Raw genomic sequence first — 22,981 nt, forward strand, 5'->3', positions numbered from 1 at the left:
TGCTCCTGTCCGTGCTATGTGAAGCTGGGGAAGTTGCCCAAGAGGCAGATGATGTAGATCAGCACCAGGCTGGGCATGACGTTGTTGTGCGGCTGCCCGCCGCCGACGATCTGCACCGAGCTGGGTCCCAGGGTGGCGGCAGTCGTGGCGGGTGAGGGGGCGTAGAGGTTGAACCCCGTGACGGCTGCCGGTACCTGCTGTTGTGGCTTGCTGGTGCTGGCGGCGCCGGCCGCCGAGAACGGGTGGGTGTGCCCGGGCAACTGGCTGATGTTCAGCGTTACGTCTTCCGCACCCATCTGCTGGCCCAGAAGGCGGTTGCTCCCGCCCTGCAACTGGCCTTGGCCAATAGGAAGTCGGCCCTGCAGGTTGGGAAGTGCGAAGTTGGTGACGCCATCGCCGCCATAGGTGGTACCCAGCAGCACGAAGAGTGCTTCGTTCTCGCTGATGGCAACCAGCCTGCCGTCGCACAATGCCCAGTTCTGGGGGGCAAAGTTGCCCGCAAAAAGACGGATTTCTCCAATATATGCCTCGCTCATGGCGTCTCCTCCTCCTTGATCGACGTGTTCATGCGTGTGATGAGTGCCTGGTAGCTGGTTTGCCCCGGCTCCGCATCCACGACGGGCCCCAGGAACAGAGCAAAGCGTCCCAGGCGTTCGTGGGAAAGCAGGTAGGTGTCGTGGGCCGGGCGGCCGATGTCAGGCCCCTTGAAGCGCAGCGAGCAGCGCGAGGCCAGCAATCCCTGCGTGACCGTGGCCTTTTCCAGGCGCAGCGCCACGGGCGCGGCACCGGGGAGCTGCAACGCGAAATCGGTGCCGACCAGGCCGGTGAAATCCTCAAGGCCGGGCATGCGCGCAGGCTGCGGCGCGCGGCGCATATACCAGTACACGCCGCGATCGGCCTCGGTGGCAAAGCCCAGGCGCTGGTAGTGGCCGAGGATGGGGTTGTTCTTCTCCACATGCAGGCCCAGGTCAATGCCCAGGGCATCTGACTCATCCGTCAAAGCCTGCAGCAACTGCTGCCCCACGCCCTGGCGACGGTGCCTGGGAAGCAGGGCGATATCCACCACGCGGATTTCCTGCGGGCTGCGGTCCACATACAGCCGGCCCGCTATCTCGCCATCGCGCAGCACCAGATCGAAACTGGGGTTGGCGTAGGCCGTCGAATACTGGGTGTGCTGCGCCATGAACTGCTGGCGAATGAAGGCATTCCATTGCTCCTCGGGCCAGCCGAATTGTTCGCGCTCCTGCTCGCGTGTGGAGGCGAAGATGGCCAGGAGAGCGGCTTCGTCGCCGGAACCAATGGGTTGAAGCGCCAGCGCACCGCAGGATTCGGGGTGAGGGCTGCGGAGACTGGTATGGGCAGGCGCAGTGCTCATGAATGGAAATCGACTGGAGCCGCAGGAGTTCCAGTCGTGAATAATTGAAAAGAGTTGTTAAATCATAGGCAGTTTTTGCAAAGGATTGTCAAATTTCTTTGAGAAAGGATTTTCAGTATGCCAAGAATTTCATGCGAAAGATGAGTGTTCCCATAGGGAAGGATCTGAATCGATTGATATTTGAAATTGACAATGCCCTATCAATGCATTGATGTTGTTTATTGTTGATATTGATTGTTCATTCAAATACTACAGGATTGCCATTTTTAATATCCCTGAAATCAGTGATATTCAACTCAAACAGCGCGGCGCCGGGAAATCGATCACGCTGCGGATGATCTCGCGCATTTCCGTGATCAGCGGCCGGGCATCGTCGCGGCGCCATTGCACGGTGTAGGTCAGCGGGGCCAGCGCGCTGTGCTTTGCGGCCTCGGCGCTGCCGTCCAGCACGCGCAGGCGGCCGCGTTCCTGCAGGGCCAGTGCCCATTGCTCGGGCATGTAGGTGAAGCCCAGGCCGTCCACCACCATGCCCACCACGGCGCCCCAGCTGTTGCAGGAAAGGCGCCGCTCCACGGCCAGGCCGTGGCGGCCCAGCCAGTCGTCCAGCGTGCGCGTGGCGCCCGAGCCGGTGGGCAGGGCGATCAGCAGTTGCTCGCGCACCAGGCGCCGGGGCAGGCCGGTGCCGGCGCGGGCAATGAAGTCGTCGCTGGCGGCCCAGACGAAGCGCACCTGGGCGACCTGCTCGAAGGCCAGGCTGCTGCGCGACGATGGCCCGGCGATGACCACGCAGTCCAGCTCGCCATCGACGATGCGCTGCTCCAGCACCTGGCCGATGTCGGTGTGGGGCTCCAGCTGCAGGTCGGGGTGCAGCTCGGCCACCCGCTGCACCAGCCGGGGCAGCCAGGTCAGGCCGCTGAGCTCGCCAAAGCCGATGCGGCAGCGGCCCTGCAGGCCCACGCTGCGGCCCGCCGCCTCGCGCAGCTGGGCGGCGCCGTGCAGCAGCTCGCGGATGCGCGGCAGCAGCTGCTCGCCCTGGGGCGTGAGTTCGGCGGCGCGGCCGCTGCGGTCGAACAGCTGCACGCCCAGCGAAGCCTCCAGCTCCGCAATGCGCTTGGACAGCGATGAGACGGACAGGTGCACGCGGTCGGCGGCCACGCTGAAGTTCAGGCAGGTGGCGGCCCAGTAGAAGGCTTCGAGCTGTTTGAGGGTCATGGCGACATTCTTCCAAAATCGAAATATCGATTCCTATTTATTTCGCTTTTCTTTGCAGGTTGGCCCTTCTACATTGGCCGGCAATGCCTGCCAACACCGTCCCCTCCACAACCGCCACCGCTTCCGCAGCTGCTGCACCTGCCCGGCCGCCGCGTCGCCTGCGCCAGGTGCTGTCGCTCGATGATTTCGAGCGGCTGGCGCGGCGGCACCTGCCGCGCCCCATCCATGCCTACATCAGCGGCGCGGTGGAGGACAACGCCTCGCTGGCGGACAACCGCCGCGCCTTTGCCGAGCTGGCCTTCGTGCCGCGCGCGCTGGTGGGGGTGGCACAGCGCGATCCCTCCTTCGAGCTGTTCGGGCGCCGCTACGGCGCGCCCTTCGGCGTGGCGCCCATGGGCATTGCCGCGCTGTCGGCCTACCGGGGCGATCTGGTGCTGGCCCAGGCCGCACAGCAGGCGGGCGTGCCGGCCATCATGAGCGGCTCCTCGCTGATCCGGCTGGAGGATGTGATGGCGGCCGCGCCCCACACCTGGTTCCAGGCCTACCTGCCGGGCGACCAGGGCCAGATCGATGCGCTGCTGGACCGCGTGGCCGCCGCCGGCGTGCAGACCCTGGTGATCACGGTGGACACGCCCGTGGCCGCCAACCGCGAGAACAATGTGCGCGCCGGTTTCTCCACGCCGCTGCGGCCCGGGCCGGGCTTGGCCTGGCAGGGCATCAGCCACCCGCGCTGGCTGTTCGGCAGCTTTCTCAAGACCCTGTGGCGCCACGGCATGCCGCATTTCGAGAACAACTATGCGCACCGGGGCGCGCCCATCCTGTCGGCCAGCGTGATGCGCGATTTCTCGGACCGTTCCCACCTGGCCTGGCCGCATCTGGCCGCCATCCGCCAGCGCTGGCAGGGGCAGCTCGTGGTCAAGGGCATTCTTTCGGCCGCAGACGCCGTGCTGGCGCGCGATCACGGGGCCGACGGCCTCATCGTCTCCAACCACGGCGGGCGCCAGCTCGATGGCGCCGTGGCACCGCTGCGCGTGCTGCCCGGCATCGTGCGCGCCGTGCCCGGCCTGCCGGTGATGCTGGACAGCGGCGTGCGCCGGGGCACCGACGTGCTCAAGGCCCTGGCCCTGGGCGCGCGCTGCGTGTTCGTGGGCCGGCCCTTCAACTACGCGGCCTCGGTGGCCGGGCCGGCGGGCGTGGCCCACGCCATGGCCCTGCTGCGCGAGGAGGTGCTGCGCGACATGGCCATGCTGGGCGCCACGCGCCTGGACCAGGTCACGCCGGCCTGCGTGCGCCACGCGCAGGCCTGGGATGCGTTCTGAGCGGCAAGACAACGGTATCGGCACAGACAACAGACACAGACACAGACGGAGACACAGCAGTGAGCAAGATTCCCGGATTCCATATCCACGCCCGGCCCGAGGCCGCCCTTGGCGATGCGCTGCTGCAGCGCTACCGCGGCTTTCCGGTCGCCAATGTCAGTGACGCCATGAGCCGCACCACGGGCACCTCGGCGCTGCGGCCCTTTCACCGCCGCCAGGGGCCGCTGGTGGGCCGTGCGCTGACCGTGCGCACGCGGCCCGGCGACAACCTGATGGTGCACCAGGCCATCGACATCTGCGGCCCCGGCGACGTGATCGTGGTGGACGCGGGCGGCGCCGGGCCCAACGCCATCATTGGCGAGATCATGCTGGCGCTGATGATGGCGCGCGGCGCGGCCGGCATCGTCATCGACGGGCTGATCCGCGACAGCGACACCATCGGCCAGCACGGCCTGCCCGTGTATGCGCGCGGCGTCTCGCACCGTGGCCCCTACAAGGACGGCCCCGGCGAGCTGCATGTGCCCGTCAGCATCGACGGCATGGTCGTCCACCCGGGTGACCTGGTGCTGGGCGATGGCGACGGCCTGCTGGCCGTGCCCGCCGCCGATGCCGCCGCCATTGCCGACCGCGTGGAGGCCATACAGCGCGATGAGGCCGACGTGCTCGCCGCCATTGCCGCAGGCCGCGCCGACCGCTCCTGGGTGGCGCGCACGCTGGCCGCCAAGGGGGTGCTGTGATGGACCGCCGCGTTGTCCGCTTCGACTACTGGCTGGATGCAGCCTTCGACCGCATCGTCTCGGCAGCGCCTGGCGTGCAGCTGGTCACCTGCCGGCGCGAGGGCGACGATACCGCCGCCTGGCAGGCCCTGGCCGGCGCACAGGTCTACCAGATCACGGCCGCCAAGGACGAGCTGCCGCGCCACTGGTTCGCCACGGCGGACCTGCTGGCGCGCTGCCCCGATCTGCTGGCAGTATCTTCCAGCGGCTCGGGCTGCGACACCATCGACATCGAGGCCTGCACGCGGGCCGGCGTGGCCGTGATGAACCAGTCGGGCGGCAATGCGGACTCGGTGGCCGAGATGGCCATCGGGCTGATGCTGTCCGTGCTGCGCCGCATCAACGAATCCGACCGCCTGCTGCGCGCCCCGGCCCGGGGCTTCAGCCGGGAGGACGTCATGGGCCACGAGCTGCGCGGCCGCACCCTGGGCCTGGTCGGCGTGGGCGAGGCCGGCAGCCGCGTCGCGGCCCTGGGCCGGGCCTTCGGCATGCAGGTGATCGGCTGCGACCCGGCCTACGACGCGGCAGGCCTGGCGGCGCGCGGGGCAGAGGCCGTCGGCTTCGACGAACTGCTGCAGCGCGCGGACATCGTCTCCCTGCACTGCCCGCGCGATGCCTCCACGCTGTGGCTCATGGACGCCGCTGCCTTTGCGGCCATGAAGCCGGGCGCCATCTTCGTGAGCACGGCGCGCGGCGGTATCCATGACGAGGCCGCCCTGCACGCCGCCCTGGCCAGCGGCCACCTGGCGGGCGCGGGGCTCGATGTCTGGGACCAGGAGCCGCCGCCCGCCTCCCATCCGCTGCTGGCCCTGCCCCAGGTGGTGGCTACCTTCCACACCGCCGGTGTCACGCACGAGGCCCGGCGCAACAACGCCGAGCTGGCCGCCACCCAGATCGTGCAGTTGCTGGCCAATGGCCAGCGGCCCGCGCGCCTGGTCAATCCCGAGGTCTGGCCGCATGCGCGCGAGCGCATCGCCAGGGCCTTGGACCCGTCCCGTTACCCGCCCTTTTCCCCGTCCCGTTGAGCCGCTTCCTTCACCATGACTAAAAAGCCTCTCAGACCACTGCAAGAGGCGACCCAGGAGACAAAGATGACACAGCAAGCAAGGCGCGCATTGTGCGCAGGCCTGGCCGCCGCCTGCATGGCGCTGCCGGCCCTGGCCCATGCCCAGACTCAGGGCGAGGCCCCCTATCCCTCGCGCAACATCGAGATGATCGTGGCCTACGGGCCCGGCGGCGGCACCGACCTGGTGGCGCGGCTGCTGGCCCGCCATCTGGAAAAGAAGCTGGGCGGCAGCGTGGTCGTGCTCAACCGCCCCGGCGCGGGCGGCGGCATCGGCTTTGGCGAACTGGCGCGCGCCAAGCCGGATGGCTACACCATCGGCTTCATCAACACGCCCAACGTGCTGACCATCCCCATCGAGCGCAAGAGCAGCTTCCACTGGAGCCAGTACGACCTGCTGGGCAACCTGGTGGACGACCCGGGCGGCTTTGCCATCCACAACAGCAACGCCATCACCACGCTGGCCGGCCTGGCCGCCTACGCCCGGGCCAACCCCGGCGCCGTGACCGTGGGCACCACGGGCACGGGCTCGGACGACCACCTGGCCATGCTGCTGTTCGCCAAGGCCACGGGCACGCAGCTCACCCATGTGCCCTACAAGGGCGCGGGCGAGGTGCGCGCCGCCGCCACGGGCCAGCAGATCACCATCGGCGCCATCAACGTGGGCGAGGTGCTGGCCTACCAGAAGGGCGGCACTCCCATCCGCCTGCTGGGCCAGATGTCAGCCGCGCGCAGCTCGCTGGCGCCGCAGGTGCCTACGTTCAAGGAGCAGGGCATCGATATCGAGCTGGCCTCCCTGCGCGGCCTGGCCGCGCCCAAGGGCTTGCCCGAAGGCGTGCGCAAAAAGCTGGTCGATGCCGTGGCCGCCATCGCGGCCGACCCGCAGTTCAGGCAGCAGGCCGAGGCCATGTACGCGCCGCTGCGCTACCTGGCACCGCCCGCCTACGCGGCCGAGCTGGAGCGCACCGAGGCCGGCTTTCGCAAGCTCTGGACCGAGATGCCCTGGCAGGACGGCAAGCCCTGAAGGCCATGCCCATGCCAACCTTTGAATTCACAAGGACGACCGCCATGCACTGTCTGCCGCGCCGCAGCCTGGCTGCGCTGGCCCTGTGCGCCCTGGCCCTGCCGGCCCTGGCGCAAGGCCCCATCACCCTCATCGTGGGCTGGCCTGCGGGCGGCCCTTCCGACAACGTGGCGCGGCTGGCGGCCACGCGCATGAGCGAGGCCCTGGGCCAGCCCATCACCATCGACAACCGGGCCGGTGCAGGCGGCAACCTGGGCAGCGACGCGGCGGCCCGCGCAAGGCCCGATGGCAACACCATCATGCTGGCCACCGTGGCCTCGCACGGCCTGAACTCCGCGCTCTATGCCAAGCTCAACCACGACCCGCTCAAGGACTTCGCGCCCATCGGCATGATCACCACCTCGCCCAGCGTGCTGCTGGTGCCCGTGGCCTCGCCGCTGCGCTCGGTCAACGATCTGCTGGAGGCGGCGCGCGCCAGGCCGGGCCAGCTCAACTACGGCTCGGGCGGCGTGGGCTCCAGCCAGCACCTGGCCGGCGCCAGCTTCAAGCAGCTCACGGGCGCAGATGTCACCCACATCCCCTACAAGGGCACGGCCCCGGCCATGACCGACCTGATGGCGGGCCGCGTGGACTTCGTGCTCACCACGGGTGCCATCCCCTTCATCCGCTCAGGCAAGCTGCGCGCCCTGGCCGTGGCCTCACGCCAGCGCCTGCCGGCCCTGCCCGATGTGCCCACCTTCGAGGAAGCAGGCGTCAATGGCTTCTACACCGACTCCTGGTACGGCCTGGTTGCCCCGGCCGGCACGCCGCGTGCGGCGCTGGAGCGCCTGAACGGCGCACTGGCCACGGCGCTGCGCAATCCCGAGGTGCAAAAGCAGTTCATCGACCAAGGCTCGCTGCCCGTCAAGCCCATGGGCGTGGACGCGTTCTGGCGCTTCGTGCGCGAGCAGATGCCCGTGGCGGCCGAGCAGGTGCGGGTGTCGGGGGCCAGAGCCGAGTGAGCGCAGCCGGGGGCGGCAGTGCAGGATCGGCACGGGGGCGACTGCACAGCCGCAATGCAGCCAGCGTGTCACTGGCAGGTCACTGGCAGGTCACTGGTAGTTGAGCGTGAAGGTGGCCCGTCCGTTGGCCAGGCCTGTTGTGACGGAGGGCTGGGTCTGGACATAGCGCGCCGTCAATGGAATCACGTGGTTGCTGGTGTTTGGGGTGATGGTGCCCGCCTGCCACTGGTTGGGATTGCCGAAGTTGGCGGAGTCCTCGCCGTAGCTGATGACCTTGTCGCTGCTGCGGATCTGGATGCCGATGCCGGCAGCCCCTCCGGTCACCGTCAGCACATCGGAGCGGTTGGCGGCATCGTTGGCATCCGTGAGCGTGACGAATGGGCGCAGGGTGGAATTGGCATCGCCCCCGGTGCAGATCAGTTCCAGATCGAATGGCTGGGGCGCGGAGGTAGCGCCTATCCCGTTGAACTGCGACCTGTTGATTCGCTGCAGGTTCACGGCGATGTTGCTCGTCTTCACCCGGCAACTGGCGCCTGTGCGCACCACGGTGCTGCCGGCCGCCATCACGGACCAGATATTGCAAAGGCTATTGCAGTCAAACCGGGCGGTTGCATAGCTGCTGACGCTGAAAGTGCCCGATTGAACGGCGCCTGTCTTGATGAGTTGCATCCATATGGTTTGCTCATGTACATCATCCTTTTGCCATCCCGTGGCTCCTGAATTGTTGGACGTAGTGGTGATGGACATGGTTTTGCCATTGGGGAAATTCCTGGCTTTCCATGTGGCACGCCAACGGATTCCTATTCCGCGCAAAGATGTGGAGTAGATATCGCCGTCCAGCGTAGTGGGGTTCATGATTTGGGGCCATATTTCTGAAGATGGCCCCGAAAGCACACTGTAGGAAATTGTGTCGAGGGTGGATTTGACCATGGGCGACTCCCATAGCACTGATCCATTCATGATATTTCCTGCGGGAACGTTGATGATTTCCGGTAATTGGACGATGGATACTGCCGGGGTAAACATGCCTCCATGAATGGAGCTTACAGAAAAGCAAAGCGTTGCCGGAATGAGAAAATATCTGATTTTTTTCATATGAATGAAACCGGAAACGATGCAGAAGAGTTTGTTGGGCGTGCTCCAAAGTCTATTCCTATGATTTATGAAAATCCATAGGATCATTCTGATATTGGCAATGCTTTTTCATGACTCCAATGCCGTGTTCCGTCCGCTTTTCCGCACATGGCCTTGCAGGCCATCCGGCCGGCGCCGGCGCGCCAGCGGGTGGTCGCTGCTGCTGTTGGCCTCGCCGATGCGCTCGGTCAACGATCTGCTGGAGGCGGCGCGCGCCAGGCCGGGCCGGCTCAACTACGGCCAGGGCGGAGTAGGCGGCCTTTGCATCTGTCCTGGTCTTGCCTCACCCGGGTCGGCCTTTGCGGGCTCCGGGAATGGCGTCGATCAGGCTGCGGGTGTAGGCATGGCGGGGGGCATGCCAGATCTGCCCTTGGTCGCCGCTTTCCACGATGCGGCCCTGGTGCATCACCACGACACGGTCGGCGATGTAGCGCACCACGGACAGGTCGTGAGAGATGAAGAGGTAGGAGAGGCCGAAGTCCCTTTTCAGTTCCACCAGCAGGTTCAGTATCTGTGCCTGCACCGACACGTCGAGCGCGGAAACGGGCTCGTCCAGCACCACCAGGGAGGGCCGCACCACCAGGGCGCGCGCAATGCCTATGCGCTGGCGCTGTCCGCCCGAGAATTCGTGCGGATAGCGCTCGGCCGCGCCGCGCGGCAAGCCTACGCGGTCGAGCATGGCAGCGATGCGCTGCTGCCGCCGCGCGCGCGAGGCCTCGCCATGCACGGCCAGCACTGCGTCCAGGATGTCCTGCACGCGGTGGCGCGGATTCAGCGATCCATAAGGGTCTTGGAACACCATCTGCATGCGGCGCCGCCACGGCCTGAGCGCGCGGCCATGGAGCGGGACAAGGTCGGTCCCGTCCAGTGCAATGCGCCCGGACGCGGGTGTCTGCAGCCGCAGCAGCGCACGCGACAGGGTGGACTTGCCGCAGCCGGATTCGCCCACCAGCCCCAGTGTCTCGCCCGCGCCGATATGAAAGTCCACACCGTCTACGGCGCGCAGCACGCTGGCGTCGCGCCGGATGTGCTCCACCCGCAGCGCCTGTACCTGCAGCAAGGGCACGTTGGCCTGCAGGGCCGGTTGCAGTGCATGGGCAGGCGGTGACGCGACCTGGGGAGTGAACAGCGTGAAGCGCGCTTCCTTCGTTCCCGGCTCCGAGTGGATGCGGATCTCGGGCAGCGGGCCCTGGCCGTGGTGGCGCACCTGTGTAGCCCCCGTTGCCTCGCCGTGCAGCGAGGCACCCAGCAGGCCGCGCGTATAGCTGTGGGTGGGCGTCCTGAACAGGGTGGGTGTGTCTGCCTCTTCGAGCTTGCGTCCACCATGCATCACGGCGACACGGTCTGCCCATTGGCTGACCAGGCCCAGGTCATGGGTGATGAGCAGCATGCCCATGTCCATTTCGCGGCGCAGGCTGTCCAGCAGTTCCAGGATCTGCGCCTGCACGGTCACGTCCAGCGCCGTCGTGGGTTCGTCGGCTACCAGCAGGCGGGGGCGGCAGGCGATGGCCATGGCAATCATCACCCGCTGGCGCTGGCCGCCCGACAGGTGATGGGGATGGTCGTCGATACGGCGCTGGGGCTCCGGGAGGCGCACGCGTTCCAGCAGTTCGATGGCGCGGCGGCGTGCGGCTGCGGCATTCAGCCGTTCATCGGGTCCTGCGTGCAGGCGCAGCGTCTCGGTGATCTGCTCGCCGATGGTATGCACCGGGTTCAGGGACGTCATGGGCTCCTGGAAGACCATGGCGATGTCACGACCGCGTATTGCCCGCAGTTCGGCCGGCGGCAGGGCCAGGATGTCGCGGCCCTGCAGCAGGATGCGGCCGCTCACCTGGGCTCCGGGCGCCAGCAGGCGCAGCACGGCCAGGGCCGTGGTGGATTTTCCGCAGCCTGACTCGCCGACCAGGGCCAGGGTCTGGCCGCGTCGCAGTTCGAGGTCAAGGCCTCGCACGGCCTCGACAGGACCGGCGCGGCCCGGGAAAGCAATGCGCAACTGGCGTATGTCCAGCAGCGGCGGGGCTGCTGTCCGAGGGAGGGCTGTGACCATGGCGCGGGCTGTGCCTTCAGGCCAGGAAAGCCCGCACATGCTGCGCCATCACCTGCGGCTGGTCGCCCCAGATGGTGTGGCCGCACTCGCCAATCTCCACCAGTTCGGCCCGGGGAAAGGCGTCCAGCAGGCGCAGCGCATCGGGGCGGGACAGCACATGCGACTCGCTGCCGCGCAGGATGAGTACGGGCGCGCGCGTGGCGGCAATGTCGTCCGATTGGTCCACCGTGAGCGCCTCGAAGGTCTGCAGGATGGGGTCCAGTGCGTAGCGCCAGTGCAGCCGGCCGTCGTCGCCGACGCCCAGGTCGCCTTGCAGCGTGAAGCGGTGCACCTCGGGCGAGAACCGCCTGCGCTGGGGCAGGCTGTGCGAGAAGGCCAGGGCCTCGTCCCAGCCGGTGAAGCTGCGCGGGCGCGAGCGGTGCAGGGCCACGTACTGGTCTATGGCCTGTTGCGCGATGAGGCAGCTGGGATCGGACAGGACGAGGCGCTGCACGCGCTGCGGATGGCGAGCCGAAAAGGCCATGGCCACCTGGGTGCCCAGCGAGCTGCCGATGAGGCTGGCCTGCGCCAGGCCCAGCGCATCGAAGATGGCACGCAGATCGTCGGCATAGTCGGTGAGCGCATAGCCGCTGGCCGGCTTGTCGGACTGGCCGTGGCCGCGCATATCGATGGCGATCACGCGCCAGTGGGCCGAAAGGGCCGAGCCCAGCGCGCTCCAGGCCGATGCCTGCATGGACGTGCCGTGCAGGCAGACCAGGGCCGGCGCGTTGGGCTGGCCCCATTCGAGCGCATGAAAGCGCAGGCTGCCGGTGGCAATGGACAGCGGGCGCCCCTGTGTCCAGGACAGCGGCGCGGGCGCGCAGGCATCCTCGGACTCGGCGGCGGGAGCGGGTCGCGCGCGTCGCAGAGCCTCTTCGATGGCGCGGGCCGTGAACTGCGGGTTGTCGCCCCAGATCGAGTGGCCTGCATCGGGCACGTCCAGCATGTGCAGACCCCGCAGTTCGCGCTGCAGCCGCTGGACGGTGGGCGCGATGAGCACGTCGCTGTCGGCACCGCGCAGGATGGTGGTGGGCGCTTCGATGGCGCGCACGCTGTCCCACATGTCGCGCGCCGCGCAGCGCAGGGTCTCGATGGCGGCATCGCGGTCATAGCGCCATTCGAGCTGGCCATCGTCCAGCCTGCGCAGATCGCCCTGCAGCGTGCGCAGATGCACTTCGTCACTGAAGCGGCGACGCTGGGGCAGGGTGCGCGAGAAGGCCAGGGCGGCATCCATATCCGCAAACCGGCGCGGGCGTGACAAATGGGCCGAGACCATGTGCTCCGAGGCCTCGGTGGGCATCTCGAAGCTCAGGTCCAGCAGGGCCAGCGCCGCCACTTTGCGGGGATGGCGGGCCGCATACCACAGCGCCACGCGTGAGCCCAGCGACGAGCCGACCAGGCTGACGCGCTCCAGGCCAAGGCGGTCGATGAAGGCTTCCAGATCGGCGCCGTAGTGCTCCACCTGGTACTGGCCGCTGCCGGCGCGCTGCGAGTCACCATGCGAGCGCTGGTCCAGACCGATCAGCCGGTACTCGGGGCCCAGCGAGGCGGCCAGCCACGCCCAGACCCGCCCGTGCAGGGACGTGCCGTGCAGTGCGATCACCACATGGGGGCCATCGCCCCATTGCTCGTAGTGCAGGCGCAGGCCGTTGGCGTGGATGAAGCCGTCTCCGTGGTGGTCCAGGATGCTTGAAGTCATGGTGTTTTTTCTGAAGTGGGAATGCATGGGAAATCAATCGAGCTGTATGTGCGCCTGGCGTGCCACGGCCTGCCAGGCGGCGATCTCGCGCGCCAGCATCTGGCGCACGGCGTCGGGTGCGATGAAGACGGGCGTGAAGCCCAGCCGGGCAACGCTGTCCTGGAATTCGCGGGACGCCGAAAGCTGGCGCAGCGCTGCGGTCAGTTGCTCCAGCACGGGCGCAGGCGTGGCGGCCGGGGCGAACAGGCCCAGCCAGGTTCCCCGGTCGAAGGGAATGCCCGATTCGGCCAGCGTGGGCACCTGCGCAAACGTGGGATGGCGGTCGGGGCCTGCGATGGCGATCACGCGCAGCTTGCCGGCCTGCACCTGAGGTGCGGCTGAGAAGGCATCGGGAATGGCCAGGTCCAGCAGGCCGCCGGCCAGGTCGGTGACCGCCGGTGCGGCGCCCCGATAGGGGATGTGGCGCATGCCTATGCCCAGCGCATGGGCTATCACCTCGCCCGTGAGATGGCCGAAGGTGGCCTGTCCGCCGGTGCCGAAGCTCAGCTCGCCCCGTGTTTTGGCCAGCGCCTTCAGGTCCTGCACCGTATGGACGGGGCTGGAGGCCGGCACGGCAATGACCAGGCCGCCCTGCGCGAAGACCGCGATGGGCGCCAGGTCGCGCGTGGCGCTATAGGGCAGCTGGCTGCGCACGGCGGGCTGCACCGACAGCGTGGCTGCAATGCCCAGGGCCAGCGTGTGGCCGTCGGCCGGGCTCTTGATGACGCTGTCGATGCCGATCAGGCCGCCCGCGCCGGCCTTGTTCTCCACCACAATCTTGGCCGCCAGCGGCTTGGCAAGTGCCTCTGCCAGCAGGCGACCCGTGGAGTCCACCGAGCCGCCAGCCGATGTGGGAACCACGATGCGGATGACGCCGGACGGATAGGCGGGAGCGCTGTCCCGGGCCGTGGCGTTTGCAGCGGCCAGGGCGGCCAGGGCGCCGGCCAGGGCGCGGCGCCGGGTAATGACCGAGGAAGAAAAGGTCGAGGAAGGAAAGGGCGATGGCGCAGATGTATGCATGGGATGTCCTGTTTTCATGGGCTGCCAGGAGGACGGGCGGCCGTGACCTCGACCTCGATGCGGTAGTCGGGGTGGAACAGCGCCGGCACCACCACGCCCGTGGATGACGGCCGTGCACTGCCCAGGTAGTGGCTGCGGATGCGGGCGTGGGTGGGCGCGTCACTGGCGTCGGTCAGGTAGGTGACCACGCGGCAGATGTGGGCGGGTGTCAGATCCACGGCCTGCAGCGCCGTTGCGATGCGCTGCCAGACCAGCTCGGCCTGCTGCGCGAAGTCGGAGGGGATGCTGCCGTCATCGCGCCGGGGCGTCTGGCCTGAAAGAAAGACCAGTGCGCTGCCTGCGGGCGCTTCGAGGATCTGCGAGTAGCTGCCCAGAGGCTCGCCCAGGGCGGGGGGATTGGTGGTGCGAAACGCGGAGGCGGGTGGTGTGCTCATCTCGTCCTGAGGGTCCGCGCCCCATGGCGCGGCGGACTTTCAGAATAGGAGCACAAGGCCGCGCCGCCTATTCGAAAGACGGCCTCGGGTGTTGCGCAAATCGGTTCACCCGGCTTGTGGTGCGCGGGCGGCCCGCAGGTCAGGCGCGCAGGGCCTGCAATGCCTGCTGGTTCTCGGGCAGCTCTGCGGCGGCGGCATCGCGCAGCGCTTCCAGCACGGTGCGCACGGCCGGCGATGCGCCCATGTTGGCGCGCACGGCGATGACGTGGGGACCCAGCGGATTGCTCAGCGTGATCGGCAGTATGGACAGCTGCCTGCGCTGCGCGTAGCGCTGGGCCACCGTCTTTTGCATGAAGTTGAGAAAGCCGTACTGCTCCACCAGTTGCAGGTTGGCGGCCAGCGGCGTGGACGACTCCACCACGTTGGCGGGCATGCAGCCCACGCGGCCCAGGAACAGGGCCTGCACATGGGCGTGGAAAGGGCCGCTGCCGTGGGGCAGGATCCAGGGGTCGTCAATGAGCTCGGCCAGCTTCACGCTGCGCGAGCGCGCGAACCGGTGGCTGCGTCCTGCGACCAGCACATAGTCCTCGTCGAAAAGCACGGACTGCTCCAGTCCAGCGGCATCGTCCCGGTCGGTGATGTGGCGGCACAGCGCGATGTCCAGGCTGCCCTCGCGCACGCGGTCCACCAGCGGCTTCTGGGGCAATTGCTCCAGCGAAATGCGCAGATGGGGCAGGCGCTTCTTGATTTCTCCGACGGCCTTGGGAAGCAGGCCAGTGGCAGGCGGCAGCAGCGAGCCCAGGCGCACCACTCCCTGCGAACCCGAGCGCAGGGCCTGGATTTCGGCATGGGCCTGCTGCACGTCGAACAGCACGCGGCGTGCATGCTGGATGAGGGCATTGCCGTACACCGTGGGAGCCATGCCCGAATGCGAGCGCTCGAACAGCTGCACGCCAAAGGCCGACTCCAGTTCGGCCATGGCGCGAGAGGCCGCCGGCTGGGTCAGGTGTGTCTGCGCGGCCGCCTTGCGCAGCGACTGCGATGCGCCCAGGGCATCGAGCAGCACGAGCTGGCGGAACTTGAGGCGAAACGGAAGAGTGGCGATCGTGGGCGGGGCGGGAAGGGTCATGGTGCGCCTTGGAATCCATGCAAGCGGGGCTGCTGGCAGGCTGGCTGGCGACTCCGGCTTGCACCGGAGACATGTTCCCCACCTGCTGCGGGAGGGGCCATGTTGGCCGCACAGCCCCTTCGCGTGAACGAAGCGATGCGCATGAGTTTGCTCGGACCTCGCATATGTGCAGTGCCTGCCCCATGCCATGCTGCAAGCGGGTGATCGCAAAGCTGCATGGGGTGATCCCCGCGTTCGATCACGGCAAAAGGGGCATGCGCTCCTAGACTTTGCGCATGCTCCTGGCGTGGTGAATTGCCGCGCTGCCTCTTCCGTCCTTTCTTACGGCCGTTCAGCGCTTTCGTCCGCACTGCCTGCACCCGTTGCACCGGCTTGTAGCCTCGATGCCCGTGGCCGCTGACCGTCTTCCCTCGCCCTGCGATCCCTCGCCCATGCCTGCCTCCTTCCCCCTGCTGTCCCGCCTGTGCCGCCTGGCGGCCCAGGCCCTGCCGACGATGCTGGGCATCGTCATCCTCAACTTCCTGCTGCTGCAGCTGGTTCCCGGCGACGCGGCGGATGTGCTGGCCGCCGAGTCGGGCAGCGCCACGGCCGAGCTGATGGCGCAGTGGCGGGCCCGCTTCGGGCTGGACCAGGGCCTGTTCACGCAGCTGGCCCACTATCTGCTGGGGCTGGCGCGGCTGGACCTGGGCGAGTCGCTGCGCTATCAGACCCCCGTGGCCGGGCTGATCGCCTCGCGTCTGCCGGGCACCTTGCAGCTGATGCTCTCGGCCTGGGCCATTGCACTGGCTGCGGGCATGGCTGCCGGTGTGGTCATGGCCAGCTGTGCGGGACGCTGGCCCGACCGGCTGCTGTCGGCCGGGGTGCTGGTGCTGTATTCCATGCCGGGCTTCTGGGTCGGCCTGATGGCGGTGGTGGGCTTTGCCGTGCACCTGGGCTGGTTTCCCAGCGGCGGCAGCTTTTCTGCCGGGGCAGACCTGCAGGGCTGGTCTGCCTGGACGGACCGGGCCTGGCATCTGGCGCTGCCCGCGCTGGCACTGTCTACCTTCTTCGTGGCCATCTATGCGCGGCTGACGCGCGCCGCCATGCTGGAGATGGCCGGGCAGGACTTCGTGCGCACGGCGCGCGCCAAGGGCGTGGGGCCGGTAACCGTGCAGTTGCGCCATGTGCTGCGCAATGCCCTCATTCCCGTCACCACGGTGGCTGGCCTGCACATCGGCAACCTGCTGGGCGGCTCGGTGGTGATCGAAACCGTGTTCGGCTGGCCCGGCATGGGCAGCCTGGCGCTGGAGGCCGTGATGGCGCGCGACTTCCGATTGCTGCTGGGCGTCCTGCTGCTGGCCTCGCTGGTGGTCATCGTGGCCAATGTGCTGGTCGATCTGCTGCATGCGGCCATTGACCCGCGCATGTCCGTGGCATCCAGGGCCGCCACGGCGGCGGGAGGGTAGGGCCATGCCATCGCGCATTTCCCTGTCTGCTCTGCTGGGCCTGGCCATTCTTGCGCTGTTTGTCGTCACCGCCGCGCTGGCGGGCTGGCTCTACCCGGGTGATCCGCTGGATATGGCCGGTCCTGCATTGCTGTGGCCCCTGCAGGACCCCGCCTTTGCGCTGGGAACGGATGCGCTGGGACGTGATCTGGCAGCCCAGCTCGCCCATGGTGCCCGGGCCTCGCTGCAGGTGGGGGCCTGCGCGGCCCTGGTGGGACTGTCCATAGGCACGGTGGCCGGTGCCGTGGGCGGCTACTACGGCGGCTGGGCGGACAAGGCGCTCACGCGCCTGACCGAACTCTTCCAGACCACGCCGACCTTGCTCATGGCCGTGGTCATCGTCGCCATTGCAGGCCCGTCATCGCGCACGGTGGCCTTCGCCATCGGCCTGGCGTCGTGGCCGGGCTGCGCCCGCCTGGTACGGGCCCAGTTTCGCCAGTTGCGGGAGGCCGACTTTGTGCTGGCCGCGCGCAGCCAGGGCTTTGGCGATCTGCACATCATCTGCCGCGAAATCCTGCCCAATGCGCTGGCGCCCGTCATCGTCACCGCCTCGGCGATGGTGGCCAGCGCCATCCTGCTCGAATCCGCGCTGTCCTTCCTGGGCATAGGCGACCCCGAGGTGCTCAGTTGGGGCGGCATGATAGGCGCGGGCCGCGATGCGCTGCGCACCGACTGGTACCTGAGCACATTGCCCGGCGCTGCCATCTCGGTGGTGGTGCTGGCCCTGAACCTGGTGGGCGATGCGCTCAACGACCACCTCAACCCGCGCCTGCGCGGGCGCTGACGGCGGCCCCCCAATGGATATCACCCTGCTGTCCGCCCAGGACCTGGCCCGGCGGTTCGCCGCGCGTGAACTCTCCCCCGTGGAGGTGGCGGTCGCCACCTTCGAACGCATCGAGGCGATGCAGGCGCTGGACACGCCGTTGCGCCTGTTCACCTGGACCGGGCGCGATGCCGCACTGCAGGCCGCGCACCGCGCCGAGCGTGCCTGGCGCGAGCGGCGCGACAACCATCCGCTGTGCGGCGTGCCCTTTTCCGTCAAGGACTGCCTGGCCGTGCGGGCGGCACCGCGCACCCATGGATCGGCACTGTTCGGCGGACAGCTGTGCGCACACGACGATCCGGCGGTGGCGCGGCTGCGCGCTGCTGGCGCTGTCTTCGTCGGCATGAACAACATGCCCGAGTTCGGCCACCGGCCGACCAACCAGAACGCCCACTATGGCACCGCGCTCAACCCCTGGGACGCGCGCCGCACACCGGGCGGCTCCAGCGGCGGCAGTGCGGCCAGCGTGGCCGTGGGCGCCAGCACGCTGGCACTGGGCACGGACGCGGGCGGGTCGGTGCGCGTGCCGGCCGCCTGCTGCGGCGTGCTGGGCCTGAAGGCCACGCATGGCCTGATCCCCAGTGACGATCCGCCCGACGGCTTCGGCTCCCTGGGGCAGACCGGGCCGATGGCGCGTACCGTGCATGACCTGGCCACCGTGCTGCAGACCATTGCAGGCCCCCATGCCGGTGATCCCTGGTCGCAGGCCGCGCCGCCTGCCACGGGCCTGCGTGAAGCGGCCGAGGCCGGCCGCAGCCTGCGCGCCATTCCTGGCTTGCGCCTGCGCTGGTTGCCGTTCATGGCTGCCGGTGAAGGCGCCGAAGGGCTGGACGCGGAAGTGCGCGCGCTGTGCGAGCAGGCACTGACCAGGCTGGCCGGTGCAGGAGCGGGTGTGGAAGAGGGGCACGTGGACCTCGGCGCTTCCAGCGCCATCCTCGGGGCTGTGGCTGCGGCCGTGAACCAGCACCGCTTCGGCGACCTGCTGCGCGAGCACGCTGCCGCACTGCCTCCCACATTCCGCCAACGCCTGCAGGCCGGTGCACGGCTGGGCAGGGAGCCATTGCTGCAGGGACTGCACGGGCGCACGGCCATGTTCCGGCAGGTGCAGGCGCTGTTCGAGCAGGCCGATGTGGTGGCCACGCCCACGCTGTCGGCCCCGGCCGTGCTGGCCGAGGCCGAACCATCGGCCGATCTGATCATCGACGGACAGGCCTGGGGCCCGCTGCGCACGGCCTGGATACACCACTGTCATCCCTTCAACCTCAGCGGCCATCCTGCCCTGACCGTGCCGGTGGGCTGGACGCGCGCCGGCCTGCCCGTGGGCCTGCAACTGGTCGGCCCCTGGCATGGCGAGCTGCGGCTGCTGCAGCTGGCCGCCGCGCTGGAATGCCTGGCTCCCTGGGCGCAGCAGCGCCCGCCCTGTGTGGCCCCTGTGTGAACCCCGTGCGCATCCCTGTTTCCTTACCTGTCTGACTGGAGTGTCTATGTCTGTTGTCCACGGCATGCCGCGCCGGGGCTTTCTGGCCCTGGCCGGCCCTGGCCTGCTGTTTCCCTGGTGCGCCCGCGCCCAGGACTCTTCCTCCCTGCCCTTACCCCCACCGGTGCGGGGCGGCACGCTCACCGTCATCGGCGCCGAGCCGCCGGCCCTGCTATCGCTGGCGAACATCACCGTGGGCACGCGTGACATCTCGGCCAAGATCACAGAAGGGCTGCTGCGCTTTGACGACCGCTTTGCGCCGCAGCCGCTGCTGGCCACGGCATGGTCGGTCTCGGCCGACGGCCGGCGCTACCGCTTCACGCTGCGCCGGAATGTGCGCTGGCATGACGGCCAGCCCTTTACCTCGGCCGACGTGGCCTTTTCCCTGCAGGAGCTGCAGCGTGCGAATCCGCGCGGGCGTGGCACGCTGGCCCAGCTGGAGCGGGTGGAGACGCCGGATGCGTACACGGCCGTGCTGCACCTGAAGGCGCCTGCGCCCTATCTGCTGCGCTCGCTGTCATCGGCCGAGTCGCCCATCGTGCCGCGCCATCTCCATGCCCAGGGCCCGGAGGCGGCAGCGCGCAACGCGGCCGCGCCCGTGGGCACGGGGCCGTTCCGTTTCAGGCAATGGGTGCGCGGCTCGCATGCCGAGCTGGAGCGCAACCCCGATTACTGGGACGTGGGACTGCCCTATCTGGACCGCCTCATCTACCGCTTTTCGGCAGATCCTGCGGCCATTGCCGCTGCGCTGGAGACGGGGGCCGCAGACTTCAGCACCTCCGTATCGCTCAACGATATCGCCCGGCTGTCAAAACATCCGCGCCTGCATGCACAGGCTCTGCCCAGTGCCTACCTGAACAACATCGCGGCCGTGGAGTTCAATCTCGGCAATCCGCATTTCTCCCATGCCCAGGTGCGCCGTGCCGTGGCCCACGCGCTCAACCTGGACTTTCTCAACAAGGCCGCTTACCAGGGCCTGGCCCAGCCGCTGGCCACGCCCGTGCCACCCGCGCTGGCGCCCTGGCATGACGCCACGCTGCGGCCCTATGCCCACGATGTGGACCGCGCCAACGCGCTGCTGGACCAGGCAGGCTTTGCCCGGGGACAGGGCGGGCGGCGCTTCTCGGTCACGCTGGACTACTTTCCCACCGCCACGCTCAAGCTGGTGGCCGATTACGTGAAGGCGGCGCTGTCGCGGGTGGGCATCCATGTCACCGTGCGCAGCCAGGACCTGGGTGGCTTTGTGCAGCGCGTGTACAAGCAGCGCGATTTCGACTTCGAGGTCAACGGTCTGGGCGCCCTGTTCGACCCCACGGCGGGCGTGCAGCGCCTGTATGCCTCGGCCGATGCGGGCAAGGGCATTCCCTTTGTCAACGCCTCGGGCTTTCGCAATGCGCAGGCCGACGACTTGCTGGCGCAGGCCGCGCTGGAGACCGACGAGACGCGTCGCACCGCGCTGTGGCATCGCCTGCAGAAGATCGCCATGGACGAGCTGCCGCTGCTGCCCCTGGTCAGCGTGCCGCGCGGCAACGTGTGGAGCCGCCGTGTGCACGGGCTGCTGGAGGGCGTGGAGGAATCTGCCGGCAGCTTCTCCCGTGCCTGGGTGGAGCCCAAGGCGCCGTGATCCCAAACACGCATCGCGTGATCCCCAGCTTCGAATAGTCGAAACCACAGGCGCTGCCTAGACTGGATTTCAAGGGGCAGGACGTTGCGCAGGCGGCGGGTGCCGCGATCCGCTGCAACCCGCCACGGCCCACCGCAACCCCTGCCCCGGCCCGATCTTTCAACGCTTTCCAGAGCACTTTCAGTCAAAGGATTCCCGGTCCATGTACGGCAAGACATTTTTCATCGGCGTGGCCACCGCAGGCACGCTGGCCTCGGCAGTGCCGGCGTTTGCCCAGGCGGATGCAGACACCCAGGAGGCCGCAGGCGGCGGACGCTCGCAGGTCACCCTCTACGGTGCGGTGGACCTGGGCATGGAGCGCGCCAGCAATGGGCAGTCGCATGTGGGTCGGCTCAGCTCGGGGCTGCAGACGGTGTCGCGCTTCGGCTTTCGCGGCAGCGAGGACCTGGGCGGCGGGCTCAGGGCCAGCTTCCGCCTGGAATCGGCCATCAATGCCGATGAAGGCACACAGAACAATGCCTCCAAGTTCTTCGGGCGCTGGGTGCATGTGGGCCTGTCCGGGCCCTGGGGCGCCATCGACATGGGGCGCATGTGGTCGCCGACCTTCGTTGTCGGGCTGACCTCCGATCCGCTGGCACGCAATCGCACCTCGCTGGGCTGGAACATGTTCCTGCAGCAGACGGGCGCAACATCGACGGCCTTCACGCCGGGCTTTCAGGACAACTCCTTGCGCTACACCAGCCCGCGCGTGGGCGGTGTCTGGAGCGAGGCCATGGTCACGGCGGGCGAGGCCGGCAACAGCTCCGGGCGCGGCCTGGGCTTCAACCTGCAGTATGCGCAGGGCCCGGTCTATCTGGGCTACGGCTACCAGCGCAACTACAACGGTACGGCGGCGGCGCCTGTGGCCCAGCCCCGTTTCAGTGAATCGCACTTTCTGGGCGCCACCTACCGGCTGGGCGATGTCACGCTGTATGCCACCTTCAACCGCAATCTGTCGCAGTTGCCGGGGGTGCCGGCCAGCAGCAACGGCATGCTGTCGGCACGCTGGAACGTGCAGGGGCCGCACGCGCTGATCGCACAACTGGCGCAGCGGCGCGTCAGCGGTACGGAAAGCCGGGCCACCGGTCTGCAACTTGGCTACAACTACGCGCTGTCCAAACGCACCACGCTCTATGCCCGCTATGCGCGCGTGAACAACGAAGGGGCTTCCGCCATCACCCTCAACGGCCTGGCCCTCGCCGGCGCAGGCGCCGATCCCTCGTTCACGGCCATCGGCGTGTCCCATCTGTTCTGAGCATCAGGCGTTCCCGGCTGCCCCTGCGCCCAGCAGGTCCCTGAACGCCTGCGCGGCGGGCGCCAGCGGCCGGCCGCGCGGGCGCACCACGCCCACGCTGCGGGCCACGGCCGGCTCCACCAGGGGAATGCCCACCAGGCCCGGGCGCATGGCCAGGCGCGGCACCACGCCCACGCCCACACCGGCCTGCACCAGGCTCAACAGGGCTGGCACATGGCGCACCTCGCAGCTCCAGCGCACGCGCGCCGCGGTGGTGCCCAGCGCCTGGTCGATCAGCATGCGGTTGCCGCTGCCCGGCGCCAGCATCACGCAGTCATGCCCGTCCAGTTCAGCCCATGGCAGCCTGCGCCGGCGCGCCAGCGGGTGGTCGCTGCGGCAGGCCAGCACGAAGGGCTCCGACAGCAGGGGCTCGAAATCCAGGTCCGGCTCCTGCGTGCCCAGGTAGCTGATGCCGAAGTCGGCCTCGCCCCGGGCCACGGCCAGCAGGATGTCGGGCGCGCTCTGGTCCAGCAGCCGCACGCGGATACGCGGGAACTGCTGGTGGAAGGCACGCACGGTGCCGGCCAGGAAATGCTCCACGGCCGATGGAATGCAGGCGATGGAGACCAGGCCGTGGATGCGCTCGGACAGCTCGCCCATGCCCAGCAGCGCGCTCTCCAGTTCGGCCAGCACATGGCGTGCGCGCGGCAGGAAGCTGCGCCCCATGGCATTGAGTTCCACCTTGCGCGTGGTGCGCTCGAACAGGCGAAAGGCCAGCGCCTGCTCCAGCTTGTCCACGCGGCGCGACAGCGCGGGCTGGGAAAGATGCAGCGCCTCGGCCGCCGCGCGAAAGCTGCCCAGGTCGGCAACGGAGACAAAGGCACGCAGGTCGGCCAGGTCGAAATTCATGCGCAGATCGGTTCAATCAAAAGGATTTTTGCAATTTACAGCATGAGTGCGTGCGGTAAACATTCAAGGCATGCGGTGAC

The 22,981-nt window shown here is 68.4% G+C and carries 20 protein-coding genes; 10 read left to right on the top strand and 10 right to left on the bottom strand.

The features are described from left to right. Positions 1 to 14: 14 nt before the first annotated feature. The 3 genes from AC57B5_RS22865 to AC57B5_RS22875 form a co-directional block, all read right to left on the bottom strand. Positions 15 to 536: a phage tail protein gene (locus tag AC57B5_RS22865; protein ID WP_496400395.1), complete on the bottom strand. Its 522-nt coding sequence runs from the start codon at positions 534 to 536 to the stop codon at positions 15 to 17. Beyond that, positions 533 to 1,375, bottom strand: a complete 843-nt coding sequence (locus AC57B5_RS22870; RefSeq protein ID WP_496400396.1) for a GNAT family N-acetyltransferase — start codon at positions 1,373 to 1,375, stop codon at positions 533 to 535. Before AC57B5_RS22870 ends, AC57B5_RS22865 begins: the two co-directional genes overlap by 4 nt. Before the next feature lie 291 nt (positions 1,376 to 1,666). Further along, a complete protein-coding gene (locus AC57B5_RS22875) occupies positions 1,667 to 2,587 on the bottom strand; it encodes a LysR family transcriptional regulator (protein WP_013800558.1) in 921 nt (306 codons plus the stop codon). 83 nt (positions 2,588 to 2,670) lie between these two features. Between AC57B5_RS22875 and AC57B5_RS22880 the strand changes: the two genes are divergently transcribed. The 5 genes from AC57B5_RS22880 to AC57B5_RS22900 all read left to right on the top strand — a co-directional run bounded on the left by AC57B5_RS22880 (position 2,671) and on the right by AC57B5_RS22900 (position 7,770). Beyond that, a complete protein-coding gene (locus tag AC57B5_RS22880) occupies positions 2,671 to 3,906 on the top strand; it encodes an alpha-hydroxy acid oxidase (protein ID WP_496400397.1) in 1,236 nt (411 codons plus the stop codon). A 59-nt stretch (positions 3,907 to 3,965) separates the two neighbouring features. Beyond that, positions 3,966 to 4,643 carry an RraA family protein gene (locus tag AC57B5_RS22885; RefSeq protein ID WP_496400398.1) on the top strand — a complete coding sequence of 226 codons (678 nt, stop codon included), beginning with the start codon at positions 3,966 to 3,968 and terminating at the stop codon, positions 4,641 to 4,643. After that, on the top strand, positions 4,643 to 5,707 hold the full coding sequence (locus AC57B5_RS22890; protein WP_496400399.1) for a hydroxyacid dehydrogenase: 1,065 nt from the start codon (positions 4,643 to 4,645) through the stop codon (positions 5,705 to 5,707). Before AC57B5_RS22885 ends, AC57B5_RS22890 begins: the two co-directional genes overlap by 1 nt. Positions 5,708 to 5,773: 66 nt before the next feature. Beyond that, positions 5,774 to 6,769, top strand: coding sequence for a tripartite tricarboxylate transporter substrate binding protein (locus AC57B5_RS22895; protein ID WP_197944334.1), 996 nt, complete (start codon positions 5,774 to 5,776; stop codon positions 6,767 to 6,769). A 44-nt stretch (positions 6,770 to 6,813) separates the two neighbouring features. After that, complete coding sequence (locus AC57B5_RS22900; protein WP_496400400.1) at positions 6,814 to 7,770, top strand: Bug family tripartite tricarboxylate transporter substrate binding protein; 957 nt, start codon at positions 6,814 to 6,816, stop codon at positions 7,768 to 7,770. Between the two features lie 90 nt (positions 7,771 to 7,860). Here the strand turns inward: AC57B5_RS22900 and AC57B5_RS22905 are convergent, their stop codons facing one another. The 6 genes from AC57B5_RS22905 to AC57B5_RS22930 all read right to left on the bottom strand — a co-directional run bounded on the left by AC57B5_RS22905 (position 7,861) and on the right by AC57B5_RS22930 (position 15,311). Then, positions 7,861 to 8,865, bottom strand: a complete 1,005-nt coding sequence (locus AC57B5_RS22905) for a fimbrial protein (RefSeq protein ID WP_496400401.1) — start codon at positions 8,863 to 8,865, stop codon at positions 7,861 to 7,863. 322 nt (positions 8,866 to 9,187) lie between these two features. Further along, on the bottom strand, positions 9,188 to 10,951 hold the full coding sequence (locus AC57B5_RS22910; protein ID WP_496400402.1) for an ABC transporter ATP-binding protein: 1,764 nt from the start codon (positions 10,949 to 10,951) through the stop codon (positions 9,188 to 9,190). Between the two features lie 16 nt (positions 10,952 to 10,967). Next, positions 10,968 to 12,689, bottom strand: coding sequence for an alpha/beta fold hydrolase (locus tag AC57B5_RS22915; protein ID WP_428147617.1), 1,722 nt, complete (start codon positions 12,687 to 12,689; stop codon positions 10,968 to 10,970). Positions 12,690 to 12,722: 33 nt separating this feature from the next. Continuing rightward, on the bottom strand, positions 12,723 to 13,748 hold the full coding sequence (locus AC57B5_RS22920; RefSeq protein ID WP_496400403.1) for a Bug family tripartite tricarboxylate transporter substrate binding protein: 1,026 nt from the start codon (positions 13,746 to 13,748) through the stop codon (positions 12,723 to 12,725). 14 nt (positions 13,749 to 13,762) lie between these two features. Continuing rightward, positions 13,763 to 14,182 (bottom strand): RidA family protein, encoded by a 420-nt coding sequence (locus AC57B5_RS22925; protein ID WP_496400404.1) that lies wholly within the window; start codon positions 14,180 to 14,182, stop codon positions 13,763 to 13,765. Between the two features lie 139 nt (positions 14,183 to 14,321). Further along, positions 14,322 to 15,311 carry a LysR family transcriptional regulator gene (locus AC57B5_RS22930; protein WP_063328428.1) on the bottom strand — a complete coding sequence of 330 codons (990 nt, stop codon included), beginning with the start codon at positions 15,309 to 15,311 and terminating at the stop codon, positions 14,322 to 14,324. Between the two features lie 431 nt (positions 15,312 to 15,742). Between AC57B5_RS22930 and AC57B5_RS22935 the strand changes: the two genes are divergently transcribed. The 5 genes from AC57B5_RS22935 to AC57B5_RS22955 all read left to right on the top strand — a co-directional run bounded on the left by AC57B5_RS22935 (position 15,743) and on the right by AC57B5_RS22955 (position 22,013). Further along, entirely contained in the window at positions 15,743 to 16,756 is a 1,014-nt protein-coding gene (locus AC57B5_RS22935) for an ABC transporter permease (protein WP_315532991.1), read from the top strand. Positions 16,757 to 16,760: 4 nt separating this feature from the next. Then, positions 16,761 to 17,579, top strand: coding sequence for an ABC transporter permease (locus tag AC57B5_RS22940; protein WP_063328427.1), 819 nt, complete (start codon positions 16,761 to 16,763; stop codon positions 17,577 to 17,579). 13 nt (positions 17,580 to 17,592) lie between these two features. Next, positions 17,593 to 19,056, top strand: coding sequence for an amidase (locus AC57B5_RS22945; RefSeq protein ID WP_170961991.1), 1,464 nt, complete (start codon positions 17,593 to 17,595; stop codon positions 19,054 to 19,056). Between the two features lie 46 nt (positions 19,057 to 19,102). Further along, the gene (locus AC57B5_RS22950; RefSeq protein WP_496400405.1) at positions 19,103 to 20,719 is read left to right on the top strand and encodes an ABC transporter substrate-binding protein; all 1,617 of its coding nucleotides are present in this window, start codon (positions 19,103 to 19,105) and stop codon (positions 20,717 to 20,719) included. Positions 20,720 to 20,921: 202 nt separating this feature from the next. After that, positions 20,922 to 22,013 (top strand): porin, encoded by a 1,092-nt coding sequence (locus AC57B5_RS22955; RefSeq protein WP_496400406.1) that lies wholly within the window; start codon positions 20,922 to 20,924, stop codon positions 22,011 to 22,013. Between the two features lie 3 nt (positions 22,014 to 22,016). Here the strand turns inward: AC57B5_RS22955 and AC57B5_RS22960 are convergent, their stop codons facing one another. Then, on the bottom strand, positions 22,017 to 22,901 hold the full coding sequence (locus tag AC57B5_RS22960) for a LysR family transcriptional regulator (RefSeq protein ID WP_496400407.1): 885 nt from the start codon (positions 22,899 to 22,901) through the stop codon (positions 22,017 to 22,019). Positions 22,902 to 22,981 lie beyond the last annotated feature (80 nt).

The organism is Delftia sp. BGA-UO-ETr-SB1 (assembly GCF_059567865.1).